Here is a 14469-nt window from a genome sequence, read left to right as displayed (position 1 = left end):
GCGTCCGGCGGCCGTTTTTCGACCGTGCCCGGGCTGCCGGCCGCCACCCGGCGGCGGTCCGGCCGCGGCGCGCCTCCCGCCGTAACCAGCAGAAAGGATTCGCTTGAAACTTCCGTACGAATGGCAGATCGGCTGGCGCTACACGCGCGCCGGCAAACGCACGACCGGCAACGGCTTCATTTCCTTCATCGCGCTCGTCTCGATGCTCGGGATCGCGCTCGGCGTCGCGGCGCTGATCGTCGTGCTGTCGGTGATGAACGGCTTCCAGAAGGAAGTGCGCGACCGCATGCTGTCGGTGCTCGCGCACGTCGAGGTGTTCTCGCCGACGGGCTCGATGCCCGACTGGCAACTGACCGCGCAGGAAGCGCGCCGCAATCCGTCGGTGATCGGCGCGGCGCCGTACGTCGACGCGCAGGCGCTGCTCACGCGCCAGGACGCGGTGAGCGGCGTGATGCTGCGCGGCGTCGAGCCGTCGCTCGAGCCGCAGGTGTCCGACATCGGCAAGGACATGAAGGCCGGCCAGCTCGGCGCGCTCGTGCCGGGCCAGTTCGGCATCGTGCTCGGCGACGCGCTCGCCGGCAACCTCGGCGTGACGGTCGGCGACAAGGTCACGCTCGTCGCGCCCGAAGGCTCGATCACGCCGGCCGGCATGATGCCGCGGCTGAAGCAGTTCACGGTGGTCGGCGTGTTCGAATCGGGCCACTACGAATACGACAGCACGCTCGCGATGATCAACATCCGCGACGCCGAGGCGCTGTTCCGGATGAGCGCGCCGACCGGCGTGCGGCTGCGGCTCACCGACATGCAGAAGGCGCCGCAGGTCGCGGTCGAGCTGTCGCATACGCTGTCGGGCAGCCTGTACATCCGCGACTGGACCCAGCAGAACAAGACGTGGTTCTCGGCCGTGCAGATCGAGAAGCGGATGATGTTCATCATCCTCACGCTGATCATCGCGGTGGCCGCGTTCAACCTCGTGTCGTCGCTCGTGATGACCGTGACCAACAAGCAGGCCGACATCGCGATCCTGCGCACGCTCGGCGCGCAGCCGGGGTCGATCATGAAGATCTTCGTCGTGCAGGGCGTGACGATCGGCTTCGTCGGCACGGCGTCCGGCGTCGCGCTCGGTTGCCTGATCGCGTGGAGCATCCCGTGGCTGATTCCGATGATCGAGCACCTGTTCGGCGTGCAGTTCCTGCCGCCGTCGGTGTACTTCATCAGCGAGCTGCCGTCCGAACTCGTCGCGAGCGACGTGATCCGGATCGGGCTGATCGCGTTCGCGCTGTCGGCCGTCGCGACGCTCTATCCGAGCTGGCGCGGCGCGAAGGTGAAGCCGGCGGAGGCGCTCCGCTATGAATGACCGCGCGACCGCATTCGCGGATTCACGACAACACAACAGACAGGATTCGGCAGGTATGCAGGAATACGTGCTTCAGGCGCGCGGGATCACGAAGGCGTTCGTGCAGGGCGGCTTCAACGTGCAGGTGCTCAACAACACCGAGCTGACGGTGCGGCGCGGCGAGAAGCTCGCGGTCGTCGGCGCGTCGGGCTCCGGCAAGAGCACGCTGCTGCACGTGCTGGGCGGGCTCGACGAGCCGAGCGCCGGCGAAGTGTCGCTGCTCGGCAAGCCGTTTACGCAGCTCGCCGAGCGCGAGCGCAACGAGCTGCGCAACCGCGCGCTCGGCTTCGTCTACCAGTTCCATCACCTGCTGCCCGAGTTCACCGCGCTGGACAACGTCGCGATGCCGCTGCGCATCCGCCGGATGACGACCGAGGACGCGCGCGCGCAGGCACAGGCGATGCTCGAACGCGTCGGTCTCGGCCCGCGTGCGAAGCACCGGCCGGGCGAGCTGTCGGGCGGCGAGCGGCAGCGCGTCGCGATCGCGCGCGCGCTGGTCACGAAGCCCGCGTGCGTGCTCGCCGACGAGCCGACCGGCAACCTCGACGGCACGACGGCCGACACGGTGTTCAACCTGATGCTCGAACTGTCCGAGACGCTCGAAACGAGTTTCGTGATCGTCACGCACGATCCCGATCTCGCCGCGCGCTGCGACCGCATCATGCGGTTGCGCGACGGCGTGCTGCACGAGGAGCCGGCGCTGCCGGTGTAAAAAAGCAGCGCCTTTTGGGCCGGCCGCCGGTTCGTCCGGCACGGCGCAAGGGCGCGGGACTGCTGCCATGTGGATCGACACGCACTGCCATCTCGATGCCGCCGAGTTCGACGCCGACCGCGACGCGGTCGCGCAGGCTGCGCGCGCGGCCGGCGTGTCGCGCATCGTGATCCCGAGCATCGGGCGCGACAACTTCACGACGGTGCGCGAACTCGCGCAGCGCACGCCGGGCGCCGTCTATGCGCTCGGCATTCATCCGATGTACACGCCGCAGGCGCGCGATGCCGACCTCGATCGACTGCGCATGGAGATCGAGGCGAGCCTCGACGATCCGCGTTTCGTCGCGATCGGCGAGATCGGGCTCGACTATTTCGTGCCGGGGCTCGACGAAGACCGGCAGCAGTTCTTCTACCAGGGCCAGCTCAGGCTGGCGCGGGAATTCGACTTGCCGGTGTTGTGCCACGTGCGCAAGTCGCAGGACCGCGTGCTGGCCGGGCTGCGCCGTTTCGGCGTGCGGCGTGGCATCGCGCATGCGTTCAACGGCAGTTTCCAGCAGGCCGAAGCGTATCTGGCGCAGGGACTGCATCTCGGCTTCGGCGGCAACGTGACCTTCACGCGCGCGCTGCAGATTCGCCGGCTCGCCACCGAGTTGCCGCTCGACGCGCTCGTCGTCGAGACCGACGCGCCCGACATCGCGCCCGAATGGGCATACAAATCCCGCAATACGCCCGACCAGGTGCCGCGCATCGGCGTCGTGCTCGCCGAATTGCGCGGCCTCGATACTGGCGAATTGGCCGTCTGCACTTCGGCTAACGCGCTCGCCGCGCTGCCGCGACTCGCACTTTCGTCCGCATAATCGTTGCCGGAAGGCACCTTGTTGGCAGGGTGGCGCCGGGTCGACGAGGAGGCGGAATGCGCGTGGGGTGGATCGCGTTCGCGCTCGGCGTCGTCGTGCTGCAGCGGCAGGCGGCGTTGCCGGGGGCGGTCGCATGGACGGTCGGAGCAGCCGTGCTCGCGGGCTGCGCGGTGCTGGGCGCGTGGTGCGTGCGTCGAAGGCGCACGCGTGCGGTCGTTGCATGCGGATGGATGCTGTGGGCGCTCGCGGCCTGCGTCGCGGGGTTCGGCTATGCGGCCGCGCGAGCCGAATGGCGCCTGGGCGACAACCTGCCGGCGGAATGGGAAGGGCGCGACATCGTCGTCACGGGGGTGATCCGCGGGTTGCCCGTCGTCGACGAGACAGGCGCGCGGCTGCTGTTCGCGGTCGAATCGAACGATGCGGGGCTCACCCGTTTTCCGCCATTGATCCGGTTGTCGTGGCGCGCGTATGGCGCAGCCGCGACACGCGACGCGCTTCCCGATTTGCGGGCGGCCCAACGCTGGCGGTTCGTCGTGCGTCTCAAGCGTCCGCATGCCGAGGCCAATCCCGGCGTGCGCGACAGCGAGGCGGCATGGCTCGCCGCGGGCATTCGTGCGATCGGCTATGTCAGTGCGCCGCGCCGGGCGGTATTGCTCGATGCGCGCGCATCCGGATGGCGTGCATCGATCGATCGGGTGCGCGACACGCTGCGGGCACGCATCGGCGACGTGCTCGGTGCCGAGGCGGCGCACCGCGGCATCGTCGCCGCGCTGGCGATCGGCGACCAGTCGGGCATCGGCGACGACGACTGGCGCGTCCTGCGCAATACGGGCACGAGCCACCTGGTCGCGATTTCCGGTCTCCATGTCGGGCTGGTCGGCGCGATCGCCGGCTGGCTCGTGTCGATGCTCTGGCGCCGCGTGTGCTGGCGCGGGCGGGCCGCGACGCTCGTGCTGCCGGCGCCGTATGCGGCCGCGCTCGCCGCGTTGGTCGCCGCGGCGGGCTACGCGGCGCTCGCCGGTTTCAACGTGCCGGCGCAGCGCGCGTGGTGGATGATCGCCGGCGGCGGCATCGCGTATCTGGCCGGCCGCAGCGTGCCGACGTCCGCGGTGCTGTGCGCGGCGCTCGGCGGCGTGCTGCTCGCCGATCCGTGGGCCGTGCTGTCGGCCGGCTTCTGGCTGTCGTTCGGCGCGGTCGCCGTGATCCTGCTGGCCGTCGCCGGCTGGCGCGCGGTGCGTGAAGCCGACGAAGCCGGCATGGAAGGCGGCGCGGCCGATTGGCGGAGCCGGTTGCGCGCGTGGACGACGCGCTGCGGACGCCGCCTCGCCGACGCGACGCGCGTGCAGTACGCGGTGACGATCGGGCTCGCGCCGCTCACCGCCGCGTGGTTCGCGCAGGTTTCGCTGTCGGGCCCGTTCGGCAATGCGTTCGCGATTCCGTGGGTCAGCTCGGTCGTGACGCCGGTCGTGCTGGCCGGCATCGCGTTGCCGCCGCCGCTCGATGCGGCGGCCTTCCGGCTTGCGCATGCGGCGCTCGAACCGATGATGACGCTGCTCGGGCACCTGGCCGACTGGCCGGCCGGCGTGTTCTGGCTGCGCATGCCCGACTGGCCGGTGCTGGCGCTCGCATGCGTGGGCGTCGCGTGGGTGCTGATGCCGCGCGGCTGGCCGTTGCGCTGGGCGGCGCCGCTCACGTGGCTACCGCTCGTCGCGCCTGCGCCCGATGCGCCACCGCCCGGCGGCTTCCGGATGACCGTGCTCGACGTGGGGCAGGGCGCGGCGGTGCTGGTCGAAACCGCGCGGCGGACCTTGCTGTTCGATGCGGGCCCGGGTGCGGAATCGTCCCACGCCGGTACGCGGATCGTCGCGCCGGCGTTGCGGGCGCGCGGCATCTCGACGATCGATTCGCTCGTGCTCAGTCATGCGGATGCCGATCATGCGGGCGGCGCGGCGGCCGTTTATGCGGCGGCCGACGTGCGCCAGTTGCTGGCCGGCATTGCGCCGAAGAGCCGGCTGTGGCGCGACGCGCAGGCCGCCGGCGTGGCCGATCGGCTGCCGTGCGCGGCCGGGCAGCGCTGGACCTGGGACGGCGTCGCCTTCACGATGTTGTGGCCGCCGGGCGGCCGGAGCGCGGGTTCGTCGAACGGGCAGTCGTGCGTGCTGCGCATCGACGCGGGCGGCACGTCGGCACTGCTGACGGGCGACATCGAGGCCGGCGCCGAGCGCCGGCTGGTGGCCGATGCGCGCGATGCGCTGGCCGCGCAGATCCTGGTCGTTCCGCACCACGGCAGTCGCACGTCGTCGATGGAGCCTTTCCTCGATTCGGTCGGGCCGCGCGTCGCGGTATTTCCTGTAGGCTATCGCAATCGTTTCGGTCATCCGCACCGGACCGTGCTGGCCCGCTACGAGGCGCGCGGGATTCCGCTGCCGCGTACCGATCGCGACGGCGCCGTGCGGTTCGACGTCGCGCCGGCCGGCGGCGGGTTCGGATTCGCGCGCTATCGCGACGAGCGGCGCCGCTACTGGATGGACCGGTGAGCGCGGCGAAGGCCGGCGTATCAGGATAGAGAACTCGGGGCCGGCGTGCCGTGCGTGGTGCCGACGGAATACGAAGCATGGGACTGGCGTGAGAGCCGAGGCGCCAACGCCAGTCGACCACGAAGCATAAGACGGGAGCAAGTGCTGAAGCCCGACTCCCGTCGTCCGCGAAGCATGGGGTGGGAGCAAGTGCTGAAGCACCAACTCCCACCGACCGCGAAGCATGGGACGGGAGTAACCGCTAAAGCGCTAACTCCCGTCGACAAAGGAGACATCGGCGTTTGAAGGACATCCTCCACTTCTCGCATGCGAACGGCTTCCCGGCGTCGACGTACCGGACGATCTTCGCCGAACTGGCCGACGACTACGAGCTGCGCTACATCGAACGGATCGGCCACGATCGCCGCTACCCGGTGACGCGCGACTGGCCGCATCTCGTCGAACAACTGCTCGACGACATCGGCCGCCGCTACGAGCGCCCGGTCTGGCTCGTCGGCCATTCGCTCGGCGGCTACCTGTCGCTGATGGCCGCGCTGAAGAAGCCGCAGTGGGTGCGCGGCGTCGTGATGATCGATTCGCCGATCATCGCGGGCTGGCGTGCCGGCGCGCTGCGCGCGAGCCAGTGGGCGGGGCTCGACGAGCGGCTGTCGCCGGCCGCGGCGACGCGCAACCGGCGCACGCGCTGGACGAGCCGCGACGAAGTCTGGCGGCATTTCCGCGAGAAGCCCGCGTTCGCGCGCTGGGACGAGCGGATGCTGGCCGACTATATCGACTACGGAATCCCGCAGGCCGGCGCCGACGGCGAGCGCGCGCTCGCGTTCGACCGGCAGGTCGAATACCTGATCTACCGGACGCTGCCGCACACGCTCGGCCCGCGGCTCGCGCACGGCGCGCCGGTGCCGCTCGGCTTTCTCGCGGGCACGCGCTCGCGCGAGGTGCGGCAGGTCGGGCTCGATGCGACGCGCCGCGCGACGCGGGGGCGCATCGAATGGCTCGAGGGCAGCCACCTGTTCCCGATGGAGCGGCCGATCGAGACCGCCCGCGCATTGCAGCGGATGCTGAATTCGCTGAAGGCGGACGAGGGCGGCGTTTCGCAGGCCGGCGCGCCGCTCGCGAAGCGCGCGTGACGCTTCGTCGGCCGGCCGGAACGCTTGTCGGCGCATGCGCGCGGCGCGACCGGGCGGCCGGTTCGCGCCGCCGCGCACGGCCGGCGCGGGTCGGCACGAAAGGGCGCGATCATCACGTCAATTGCTGAGAGAAGGGCGGGCTTTACGGTATAATCCGTTTTTCCCGCGAGCATCCAGCGATGACCAAATATGTTTTCGTCACCGGCGGCGTAGTTTCTTCCCTTGGCAAGGGTATTGCCGCCGCTTCCCTCGCCGCGATCCTCGAATCGCGCGGTCTGAAAGTCACCCTCCTCAAACTCGATCCCTACATCAACGTCGACCCCGGCACGATGAGCCCGTTCCAGCACGGCGAAGTGTTCGTGACGGAAGACGGAGCGGAGACCGACCTCGACCTCGGCCACTATGAGCGCTTCATCAGCACGAAGATGCGCAAGGCCAACAACTTCACGACCGGCCAGATCTACGAATCGGTGATCCGCAAGGAACGCCGCGGCGACTATCTCGGCAAGACCGTGCAGGTGATTCCGCACATCACGAACGAAATCCAGGCGTTCATCGAGCGCGGGGCGGCATCGGCCACCTGCGGCGAGCCGGACGTCGCGATCGTCGAGATCGGCGGCACGGTCGGCGACATCGAGTCGCTGCCGTTCCTCGAGGCCGCGCGCCAGATGAGCCTGCGCCTCGGCCGCAACAGCGCGTGCTTCGTGCACCTGACGCTCGTGCCGTACGTCGCGACGGCCGGCGAGCTGAAGACGAAGCCGACCCAGCACAGCGTGCAGAAGCTGCGCGAGATCGGCATCCTGCCGCACGTGCTGCTGTGCCGTGCGGATCGCCGCATCCCCGACGACGAATCGAAGAAGATCTCGATGTTCTCGAACGTGCCCGAAGACGCCGTGATCTCGGTGTGGGACGCCGACAGCATCTACAAGATTCCGCAGATGCTGCACGACCAGGGCCTCGACCGGATCATCTGCGAAGAGCTGAAGCTGTCGCCGAAGGACGCCGACCTGAGCATGTGGTCGGCGCTCGTCGAGAAGCTCGAGAACCCGAAGCAGGAAGTGACGATCGGCATGGTCGGCAAGTACGTCGACCTGACCGAGTCGTACAAGTCGCTGATCGAGGCGCTGCGTCATGCGTCGATCCACACGTCGACCAAGGTCAACATCGAATACATCGACTCGGAAGAGCTCGAGACGAACGGCGTCGACAGCCTGAAGCATCTCGACGCCGTGTTGGTGCCGGGCGGTTTCGGCCGTCGCGGCACGGAAGGCAAGATCGCCGCGGTTCGCTACGCGCGCGAGTCGAAGGTGCCGTACCTCGGCATCTGCCTCGGCATGCAGCTCGCGGTGATCGAATTCGCGCGCGATGTCGTCGGCCTGAAGCAGGCGAACAGCACGGAATTCGATCCGGACACGCCGGAGCGCGTGGTCGCGCTGATCACCGAATGGTACGACCGCGAAGGCAAGGTCGAGACGCGCACCGAGGAATCCGACCTCGGCGGCACGATGCGCCTCGGTTCGCAGCGCTGCCCGATCAAGCCGGGCACGATGGCGGAAGAAATCTACGGCAAGGACGTGAACGAGCGCCATCGCCACCGTTATGAAGTCAATAACCGCTTCGTGCCCCAGCTCGAAGCCGGCGGCCTTATCATCAGCGCCCGTACCCCGAGCGAGGATCTGCCGGAAATGATGGAGCTGCCGCGTTCGATGCACCCGTGGTTCGTCGGCGTCCAGTTCCACCCGGAATTCACGTCCACGCCGCGTGACGGTCATCCTCTGTTCAAGTCGTTCGTCGAAGCGGCGCTTGCCAACAAGCAAGCGCGCGGAGTCCAAGCATGAAGCTGTGCGATTTCGAGGTCGGTCTCGACCAGCCTTTCTTCCTGATCGCGGGTACCTGCGTCGTCGAATCGGAGCAAATGACGATCGACACGGCGGGCCGCCTGAAGGAGATCTGCGAGAAGCTGAACGTTCCGTTCATCTACAAGTCGTCCTACGACAAGGCAAACCGCAGCTCGGGCAAGTCGTTTCGCGGCCTCGGAATGGACGAGGGCCTGCGGATCCTGTCCGAGGTGAAGCGCCAGCTCGGCCTGCCGGTGCTGACCGACGTGCATTCGATCGACGAGATCGAGCAGGTCGCGTCGGTCGTCGACGTGCTGCAGACGCCGGCGTTCCTGTGCCGCCAGACCGACTTCATCCATGCGTGCGCGCGCTCGGGCAAGCCGGTCAACATCAAGAAGGGCCAGTTCCTCGCGCCGCACGACATGAAGAACGTGATCGACAAGGCGCGCGACGCCGCACGTGAAGCCGGTCTGTCGGAAGACCGTTTCATGGCGTGCGAGCGCGGCGTCTCGTTCGGCTACAACAATCTCGTGTCGGACATGCGTTCGCTCGCGATCATGCGCGAGACGAACGCGCCGGTCGTGTTCGATGCGACCCACTCGGTGCAATTGCCGGGCGGGCAGGGCACGAGCTCGGGCGGCCAACGCGAATTCGTGCCGGTGCTCGCCCGTGCGGCGGTCGCGACGGGCGTCGCGGGCCTCTTCATGGAAACGCATCCGAATCCGGCCGAGGCGAAGTCGGACGGCCCGAATGCGGTGCCGCTGAACCGGATGGGCGCGTTGCTGGAGACCCTCGTCACGCTCGACCAGGCGGTGAAGCGCAATCCGTTCCTGGAAAACGATTTCAATTAAAGATCGAATGAACCTTGCGACGGCTTCGCGCGTCTGTAGCGAAAGCGGTTCCGGCACGCACGCCGTCGCAGTTTGAAGAATCCATCGTCATTCTCAGAGGAAACCCATGAGTGCAATCGTAGATATCATCGGCCGCGAGATTCTGGATTCGCGCGGCAACCCCACCGTCGAATGCGACGTGCTGCTCGAATCGGGCACGATGGGCCGCGCGGCGGTGCCGTCGGGCGCGTCCACCGGCTCGCGTGAAGCGATCGAACTGCGCGACGGCGAAGCCGGCCGCTACAACGGCAAGGGCGTGCTGAAGGCAGTCGAGCACATCAACACCGAAATCTCCGAAGCCATCATGGGCCTCGACGCGTCGGAACAGGCGTTCCTCGACAAGACGCTGCTCGAGCTGGACGGCACCGACAACAAGTCGCGCCTGGGCGCGAACGCGATGCTGGCCGTGTCGATGGCCGTCGCGAAGGCGGCCGCCGAAGAGGCCGGCCTGCCGCTGTACCGCTACTTCGGCGGTTCGGGCGCGATGCAACTGCCGGTGCCGATGATGAACATCGTCAACGGCGGCGCGCACGCGAACAACAGCCTGGACATCCAGGAATTCATGATCGTCCCGGTCAGCCAGCCGACGTTCCGTGAAGCGCTGCGTTGCGGCGCGGAAGTGTTCCACGCGCTGAAGAAGATCCTGAGCGATCGCGGCATGAGCACGGCCGTCGGCGACGAAGGCGGTTTCGCACCGAACTTCGGCAGCAACGACGAATGCCTGTCGACGATCCTGCAGGCGATCGAGAAGGCCGGCTACCGTGCGGGCGAAGACGTGCTGCTCGCGCTCGACTGCGCGGCATCCGAGTTCTACCACGACGGCAAGTACCAGCTCGCGGGCGAAGGCCTGCAACTGTCGTCGGCCGAATTCACCGACTACCTCGCGACGCTCGCCGACAAGTTCCCGATCGTGTCGATCGAGGACGGCATGCACGAAAGCGACTGGGACGGCTGGAAGCTGCTGACCGACCGCCTCGGCAAGAAGGTACAGCTGGTCGGCGACGACCTGTTCGTCACGAACACGCGCATCCTGAAGGAAGGCATCGAGAAGGGCATCGCGAACTCGATCCTCATCAAGATCAACCAGATCGGTACGCTGACCGAAACGTTCGCGGCAATCGAAATGGCGAAGCGCGCGGGTTACACGGCCGTGATCTCGCACCGTTCGGGCGAAACGGAAGATTCGACGATCGCGGACATCGCGGTCGGCCTGAACGCCGGTCAGATCAAGACGGGTTCGCTGTCGCGCAGCGACCGTATCTCGAAGTACAACCAGCTGCTGCGCATCGAGGAAGATCTCGGCGACATCGCGAGCTACCCGGGCAAATCGGCTTTCTATAACCTGCGCTAACGCGCTACTATCGGGTTCGTCATCTCGACGCCGCTCTGTGCCTGTGCGCGGAGCGGCGCTTCTTATATCTGCGTCTCTTACATGCGGCTTGTCACTGTCGTCCTGATTGCCTTGCTGGCGCTCATTCAGTACCCCCTATGGTGGGGACACGGCGGCTGGCTGCGGGTGCATGAATTGCGTCAGCAGCTCGACGACCAACTGCAGAAGAACGCGGACGAGAAGCTGCGCAACGAGCGCACGGCCGGCGAAGTGCAGGATCTGCAGAGCGGCACCGCGGCGATCGAGGAGCGTGCGCGCTACGAGATGGGCATGGTGAAGGACGGCGAAGTGTTCGTGCAGTTCGTGTCGCCGAATGCGCCTGCGGGGCCGGTGAACAACACGCCGTCGAATACGTCGACGCGCGGCGCTGTGTCCGCGGCGCCGGTGCGGGTCGTGCCGAATCCGCAGTCGATCGCGAAGCCGTCGCGGCATCACGGCGGCGACAAGGGCAAGGCGGCGCATCACTGAGCGCGATACCTCGAACCCATTGAAAAAGCGCGGGAAATGCCGCGCTTTTTTATTTCCTGCGAGTCGTCAATCGATCGGGCGACGCCTGCTGCTCACCACCACCAGCCCGGGTAGCCGTAACTGACGCCCGTGCCCCAGCGATTGCCCCATCCGCCGTAGTACCCGCCGTAGACCGTCACGGGCGGCGGCGAGTAATAGGCCCACGCGCGCGCGGCCGCTTCGGCTGCCATTGCGCTGTTCTGCTCGCGCAGGACCTGCTGGTCGATCTCGTCGTAGCGCTTGCGTTCGGCGCTCGACAGCACGGGCGGCTGGCCGCCCGACGCGCCCGGCTCGGGCAGGCGGCTCAGGATCGTGGAAGTCGGCGGCAGCATCGCGCAGCCGGCAAGCGCGAGCGTGCCGGCGGCCATGCTCGCCAGGGCGATGGTGCGGAGGGTGCCAAAGGGGCGGAGGTGACTCATGTGTTTCTCCTGCAGCGCGCCGGCCGTGGAAAACGGCTCGTGCCGAAGGTCGGGCCTCCGGCGCCGGAGCCGCGCGTGCGGCGCTCGTGCGTCATTATGCGCCCGTGCCGCGCCGGCGGCGGGCACGGGCGCGCGGCTCAGTGACGCTGGTCGGTCGCGGGCGCGATGCCGGTCTCGACACCGGGCGCCGCGAACAGCTGCGCGACGTCGACCGGATCGAATTCGTAGCGCTGGTTGCAGAACTCGCAGTGGATCTCGACGTGGCCGCGCTCGACGATCACGCTGTCGACTTCCTCACGACCGAGCATGCGCAGCATCGCGCCGACCTTCTCGCGCGAGCACGAACACTGGAAACGCGTGCCGGCCGGTTCGAAGTGCTGCACGTTTTCCTGCCAGAACAGCCGGCGGAACACGACTTCCGGTTCGACCTCGAGCAGCTCCTTCGCGGACAGCGTGCCGCCGAGCGTGCACACGCGTTCCCACGTGTCGATATCGGTTTCGGCGTTGCGCGGCACGATGCCGCCGTCGCCAGGCAGCTTCTGCAGCAGCATGCCGACCGCGCGGTCGCGATCGGCCGCGAGCCACAGCCGCGTGTCGAGCTGCTCCGAGTGGTGCATGTAGTGCTCGAGTACCTGCGACACCGATTCGAGCGGGCCGTCGACGCCGTTCAGCGGCACGATGCCCTGGTACGGCTGCTGGCCCGGCAGCTTGTCGGCCGGATCGAGCGTGATCACGCAGCGGCCGTGGCCGCTTGCGTTGACGAGCGCCGCGAAGCTCGTGTCGTCGCCGATCGTCTGCGCGGCGTCGCCGGAGAACTTCGCGGTGGCCCGCATCGACAGATCGGACCCGCACTGGACGACCAGCATCTGGACCGGCCCGTCGCCGAAGATCTGCATGATCAGGGTGCCGTGAAATTTCAGGTTCGCGGACAGCAGCGCGCACGCGGCCATCATCTCGCCGAGCACCGTGCGCACCGGGGCAGGGTAGTCGCGGCGGGCGAGCACTTCCTGCCACGTGTTGCGCAGCGAAACGATCTCGCCACGCACGGGCGCCGCATTGAACATGAATTTCTGTAACTGGTCGCTCACTCTTCTTCCTTGAAATCCGTGCGAATCACCCGATCCGCACGAGTTGCTCCTTGAAATGCGCGCGTCGCTCGACATAGGTCTTTGCGTTGGCGCGCAGCCGCGCGACGTCTTCCGCCGACAGCTCGCGCACGACTTTTGCCGGTGCGCCGAGAATCAGCGAGTTGTCCGGGAACGTCTTGCCTTCCGTCACGACCGCGCCGGCACCGACCAGACAGTTGCGGCCGATGACCGCGCCATTCAAGACCACCGCCTGAATCCCGATCAGCGAACCTTCGCCGATCGTGCAGCCGTGCAGCATGGCCTGGTGCCCGATCGTCACGTTCTCGGCAATCGTCAGCGGAAAGCCCGGGTCGGTATGCAGGACCGCGCCTTCCTGGACGTTGCTGCCCGCGCCGACCGTAATCGTCTCGTTGTCGCCGCGAATCGTCGCGCCGAACCACACGCTCGCGTTTTCCTCGAGCACGACCTTGCCGATGATGGCCGCCGTGTCGGCGACGAATACGCTTTCGTGGATCGTCGGGGCCGTCTCGCCCAGCTTGTAGATCGTCACGGAGTCTCCTTGTCTCTTCGATGATGGGCGCCGGTAGAATGGCGCGTCCGGTTTGCCCGGCGCCTGGCGCCGCGGAACAAACGCATATTGTAAACCGTCGCGTGCCGATGCTCCCGCGATGCGTACGCAAGGTGTCCCCGTTTATGAGCATGGAGTCTTCCTCTTTCGGCCAGGCGCCGGCCTGTGTGCGTCGCGTCGCGCTCGACGCGCTGCGTATTGCCGAGCCGGCGGCCAAGGCCGCGCGGGTGCGCGCGCTGCACGATGCGCTGCGGGCCGGGCAGGCCGCGATCGCGCCGTCGCTGCAACTGCGCGAACCGGCCGATCTGCCCGGGCGCCCGGCGCGGCCGCCGCTCGTCGAGCCGCGCCAGCTCGAGCGGCGCAGCATGCGCTCGCCCGAAGGGCGCGCCGTGCTGTTGCACGCGCTCGCCCATATTGAATTCAATGCGATCAACCTGGCGCTCGACGCCGTCTGGCGCTTCGCGGGCATGCCCGACGCGTTCTATGCAGACTGGCTGAAGGTTGCGGCCGAGGAGGCCTATCATTTCACGCTGCTGTCCGACCGGCTCGCGGCATTCGGGCACGCATACGGCGATTTTCCCGCGCACAACGGGCTGTGGGAGATGTGCGAGCGAACCAGGGGCGATGTGCTCGCGCGAATGGCGCTCGTGCCGCGGACGCTCGAGGCCCGCGGGCTCGACGCGTCGCCGCCGATCCGCGCGCGGCTCGTGCAGGCGGGCGACGATGCGTCGGCCGCGATCCTCGACGTGATCCTGCGCGACGAAATCGGCCATGTCGCGATCGGCAACCGCTGGTTCCGCCATTTGTGCGATGCTGCCGGCCGCGACCCCGTGCCGACCTATCGGCAGCTCGCCGAGCAATACCACGCGCCACGGCTGCGCGGCCCGTTCAATTTCGATGCGCGGCGCGATGCCGGCTTCGAGCAGGCCGAACTCGACGAACTGGCCGCGCAGGACGCGGCGGACGGGCGCGCCGCGCATTAGCCGGATCCCGTCCGGCTGGGCCGGGTTGGCCGCCGGCCGGCTTGCGCAGCCGGCCCATGGCGCCTTCCTGCCAGGCTCCGTAAGACCTCGCCGCTAGAGCGGTACCTCGATTGCCGGCCGCCGGAACCGGGGCGCCGCCGCTATAATCGAACGACCAT

The 14469-nt window shown here is 68.0% G+C and carries 13 protein-coding genes; 10 read left to right on the top strand and 3 right to left on the bottom strand.

Annotation, left to right across the window (positions count from 1 at the left end; translation table 11 throughout):
- The first annotated feature begins 103 nt into the window (after positions 1 to 103).
- The 9 genes from DTA15_RS02640 (at position 104) to ftsB (ending at position 11214) form a co-directional block, all read left to right on the top strand.
- A complete protein-coding gene (locus DTA15_RS02640; RefSeq protein ID WP_006483000.1) occupies positions 104 to 1357 on the top strand; it encodes a lipoprotein-releasing ABC transporter permease subunit in 1254 nt (417 codons plus the stop codon).
- The gene (lolD, locus tag DTA15_RS02635) at positions 1350 to 2108 is read left to right on the top strand and encodes a lipoprotein-releasing ABC transporter ATP-binding protein LolD (protein ID WP_077175848.1); all 759 of its coding nucleotides are present in this window, start codon (positions 1350 to 1352) and stop codon (positions 2106 to 2108) included. Before DTA15_RS02640 ends, lolD begins: the two co-directional genes overlap by 8 nt.
- Positions 2109 to 2175: 67 nt before the next feature.
- Positions 2176 to 2964 carry a TatD family hydrolase gene (locus DTA15_RS02630; protein WP_006482996.1) on the top strand — a complete coding sequence of 263 codons (789 nt, stop codon included), beginning with the start codon at positions 2176 to 2178 and terminating at the stop codon, positions 2962 to 2964.
- A gap of 56 nt (positions 2965 to 3020) precedes the next feature.
- Positions 3021 to 5501 carry a DNA internalization-related competence protein ComEC/Rec2 gene (locus DTA15_RS02625; protein WP_020979772.1) on the top strand — a complete coding sequence of 827 codons (2481 nt, stop codon included), beginning with the start codon at positions 3021 to 3023 and terminating at the stop codon, positions 5499 to 5501.
- Positions 5502 to 5782: 281 nt separating this feature from the next.
- Entirely contained in the window at positions 5783 to 6628 is an 846-nt protein-coding gene (locus DTA15_RS02615; RefSeq protein WP_006493957.1) for an alpha/beta fold hydrolase, read from the top strand.
- A 179-nt stretch (positions 6629 to 6807) separates the two neighbouring features.
- Complete coding sequence (gene pyrG / locus DTA15_RS02605; RefSeq protein ID WP_006478404.1) at positions 6808 to 8466, top strand: CTP synthase; 1659 nt, start codon at positions 6808 to 6810, stop codon at positions 8464 to 8466.
- Positions 8463 to 9317 carry a 3-deoxy-8-phosphooctulonate synthase gene (kdsA, locus tag DTA15_RS02600; protein ID WP_006485302.1) on the top strand — a complete coding sequence of 285 codons (855 nt, stop codon included), beginning with the start codon at positions 8463 to 8465 and terminating at the stop codon, positions 9315 to 9317. The genes pyrG and kdsA overlap by 4 nt, the downstream gene beginning before the upstream one ends.
- 106 nt (positions 9318 to 9423) lie before the next feature.
- Positions 9424 to 10707 carry a phosphopyruvate hydratase gene (gene eno, locus DTA15_RS02595; protein WP_006478406.1) on the top strand — a complete coding sequence of 428 codons (1284 nt, stop codon included), beginning with the start codon at positions 9424 to 9426 and terminating at the stop codon, positions 10705 to 10707.
- An 81-nt stretch (positions 10708 to 10788) separates the two neighbouring features.
- Positions 10789 to 11214: a cell division protein FtsB gene (gene ftsB / locus DTA15_RS02590; protein ID WP_006485304.1), complete on the top strand. Its 426-nt coding sequence runs from the start codon at positions 10789 to 10791 to the stop codon at positions 11212 to 11214.
- A 92-nt stretch (positions 11215 to 11306) separates the two neighbouring features.
- Here the strand turns inward: ftsB and DTA15_RS02585 are convergent, their stop codons facing one another.
- From DTA15_RS02585 to DTA15_RS02575, 3 genes are all read right to left on the bottom strand, one after another.
- A complete protein-coding gene (locus DTA15_RS02585; protein ID WP_012492705.1) occupies positions 11307 to 11672 on the bottom strand; it encodes a hypothetical protein in 366 nt (121 codons plus the stop codon).
- Positions 11673 to 11809: 137 nt separating this feature from the next.
- Positions 11810 to 12760 carry an Hsp33 family molecular chaperone HslO gene (gene hslO / locus DTA15_RS02580; protein ID WP_006485303.1) on the bottom strand — a complete coding sequence of 317 codons (951 nt, stop codon included), beginning with the start codon at positions 12758 to 12760 and terminating at the stop codon, positions 11810 to 11812.
- A 25-nt stretch (positions 12761 to 12785) separates the two neighbouring features.
- Positions 12786 to 13310 (bottom strand): gamma carbonic anhydrase family protein, encoded by a 525-nt coding sequence (locus DTA15_RS02575; RefSeq protein WP_006478410.1) that lies wholly within the window; start codon positions 13308 to 13310, stop codon positions 12786 to 12788.
- Positions 13311 to 13453: 143 nt separating this feature from the next.
- On the opposite strand from DTA15_RS02575, the gene DTA15_RS02570 reads away from it, so the two are divergent.
- Complete coding sequence (locus DTA15_RS02570; protein WP_012492704.1) at positions 13454 to 14311, top strand: ferritin-like domain-containing protein; 858 nt, start codon at positions 13454 to 13456, stop codon at positions 14309 to 14311.
- The last annotated feature ends 158 nt before the right edge of the window (positions 14312 to 14469 follow it).

Origin of the sequence: Burkholderia cenocepacia (genome assembly GCF_900446215.1) — a bacterium.
Classification (GTDB): Bacteria; Pseudomonadota; Gammaproteobacteria; order Burkholderiales; family Burkholderiaceae; genus Burkholderia; species Burkholderia cenocepacia.
This window is presented reverse-complemented; position numbering and strand designations above follow the sequence as displayed.

Excerpts from the sequence above, each read along its gene's own strand:
- lolD (WP_077175848.1), top strand. The coding sequence starts at position 1,350 with ATGAATGACCGCGCGACCGCATTCGCGGATTCACGACAACACAACAGA.
- DTA15_RS02630 (WP_006482996.1), top strand. The coding sequence starts at position 2,176 with ATGTGGATCGACACGCACTGCCATCTCGATGCCGCCGAGTTCGACGCC.
- DTA15_RS02625 (WP_020979772.1), top strand. The coding sequence starts at position 3,021 with ATGCGCGTGGGGTGGATCGCGTTCGCGCTCGGCGTCGTCGTGCTGCAG.
- pyrG (WP_006478404.1), top strand. The coding sequence starts at position 6,808 with ATGACCAAATATGTTTTCGTCACCGGCGGCGTAGTTTCTTCCCTTGGC.
- kdsA (WP_006485302.1), top strand. The coding sequence starts at position 8,463 with ATGAAGCTGTGCGATTTCGAGGTCGGTCTCGACCAGCCTTTCTTCCTG.
- eno (WP_006478406.1), top strand. The coding sequence starts at position 9,424 with ATGAGTGCAATCGTAGATATCATCGGCCGCGAGATTCTGGATTCGCGC.
- ftsB (WP_006485304.1), top strand. The coding sequence starts at position 10,789 with ATGCGGCTTGTCACTGTCGTCCTGATTGCCTTGCTGGCGCTCATTCAG.
- DTA15_RS02585 (WP_012492705.1), bottom strand. The coding sequence starts at position 11,672 with ATGAGTCACCTCCGCCCCTTTGGCACCCTCCGCACCATCGCCCTGGCG.
- DTA15_RS02570 (WP_012492704.1), top strand. The coding sequence starts at position 13,454 with ATGAGCATGGAGTCTTCCTCTTTCGGCCAGGCGCCGGCCTGTGTGCGT.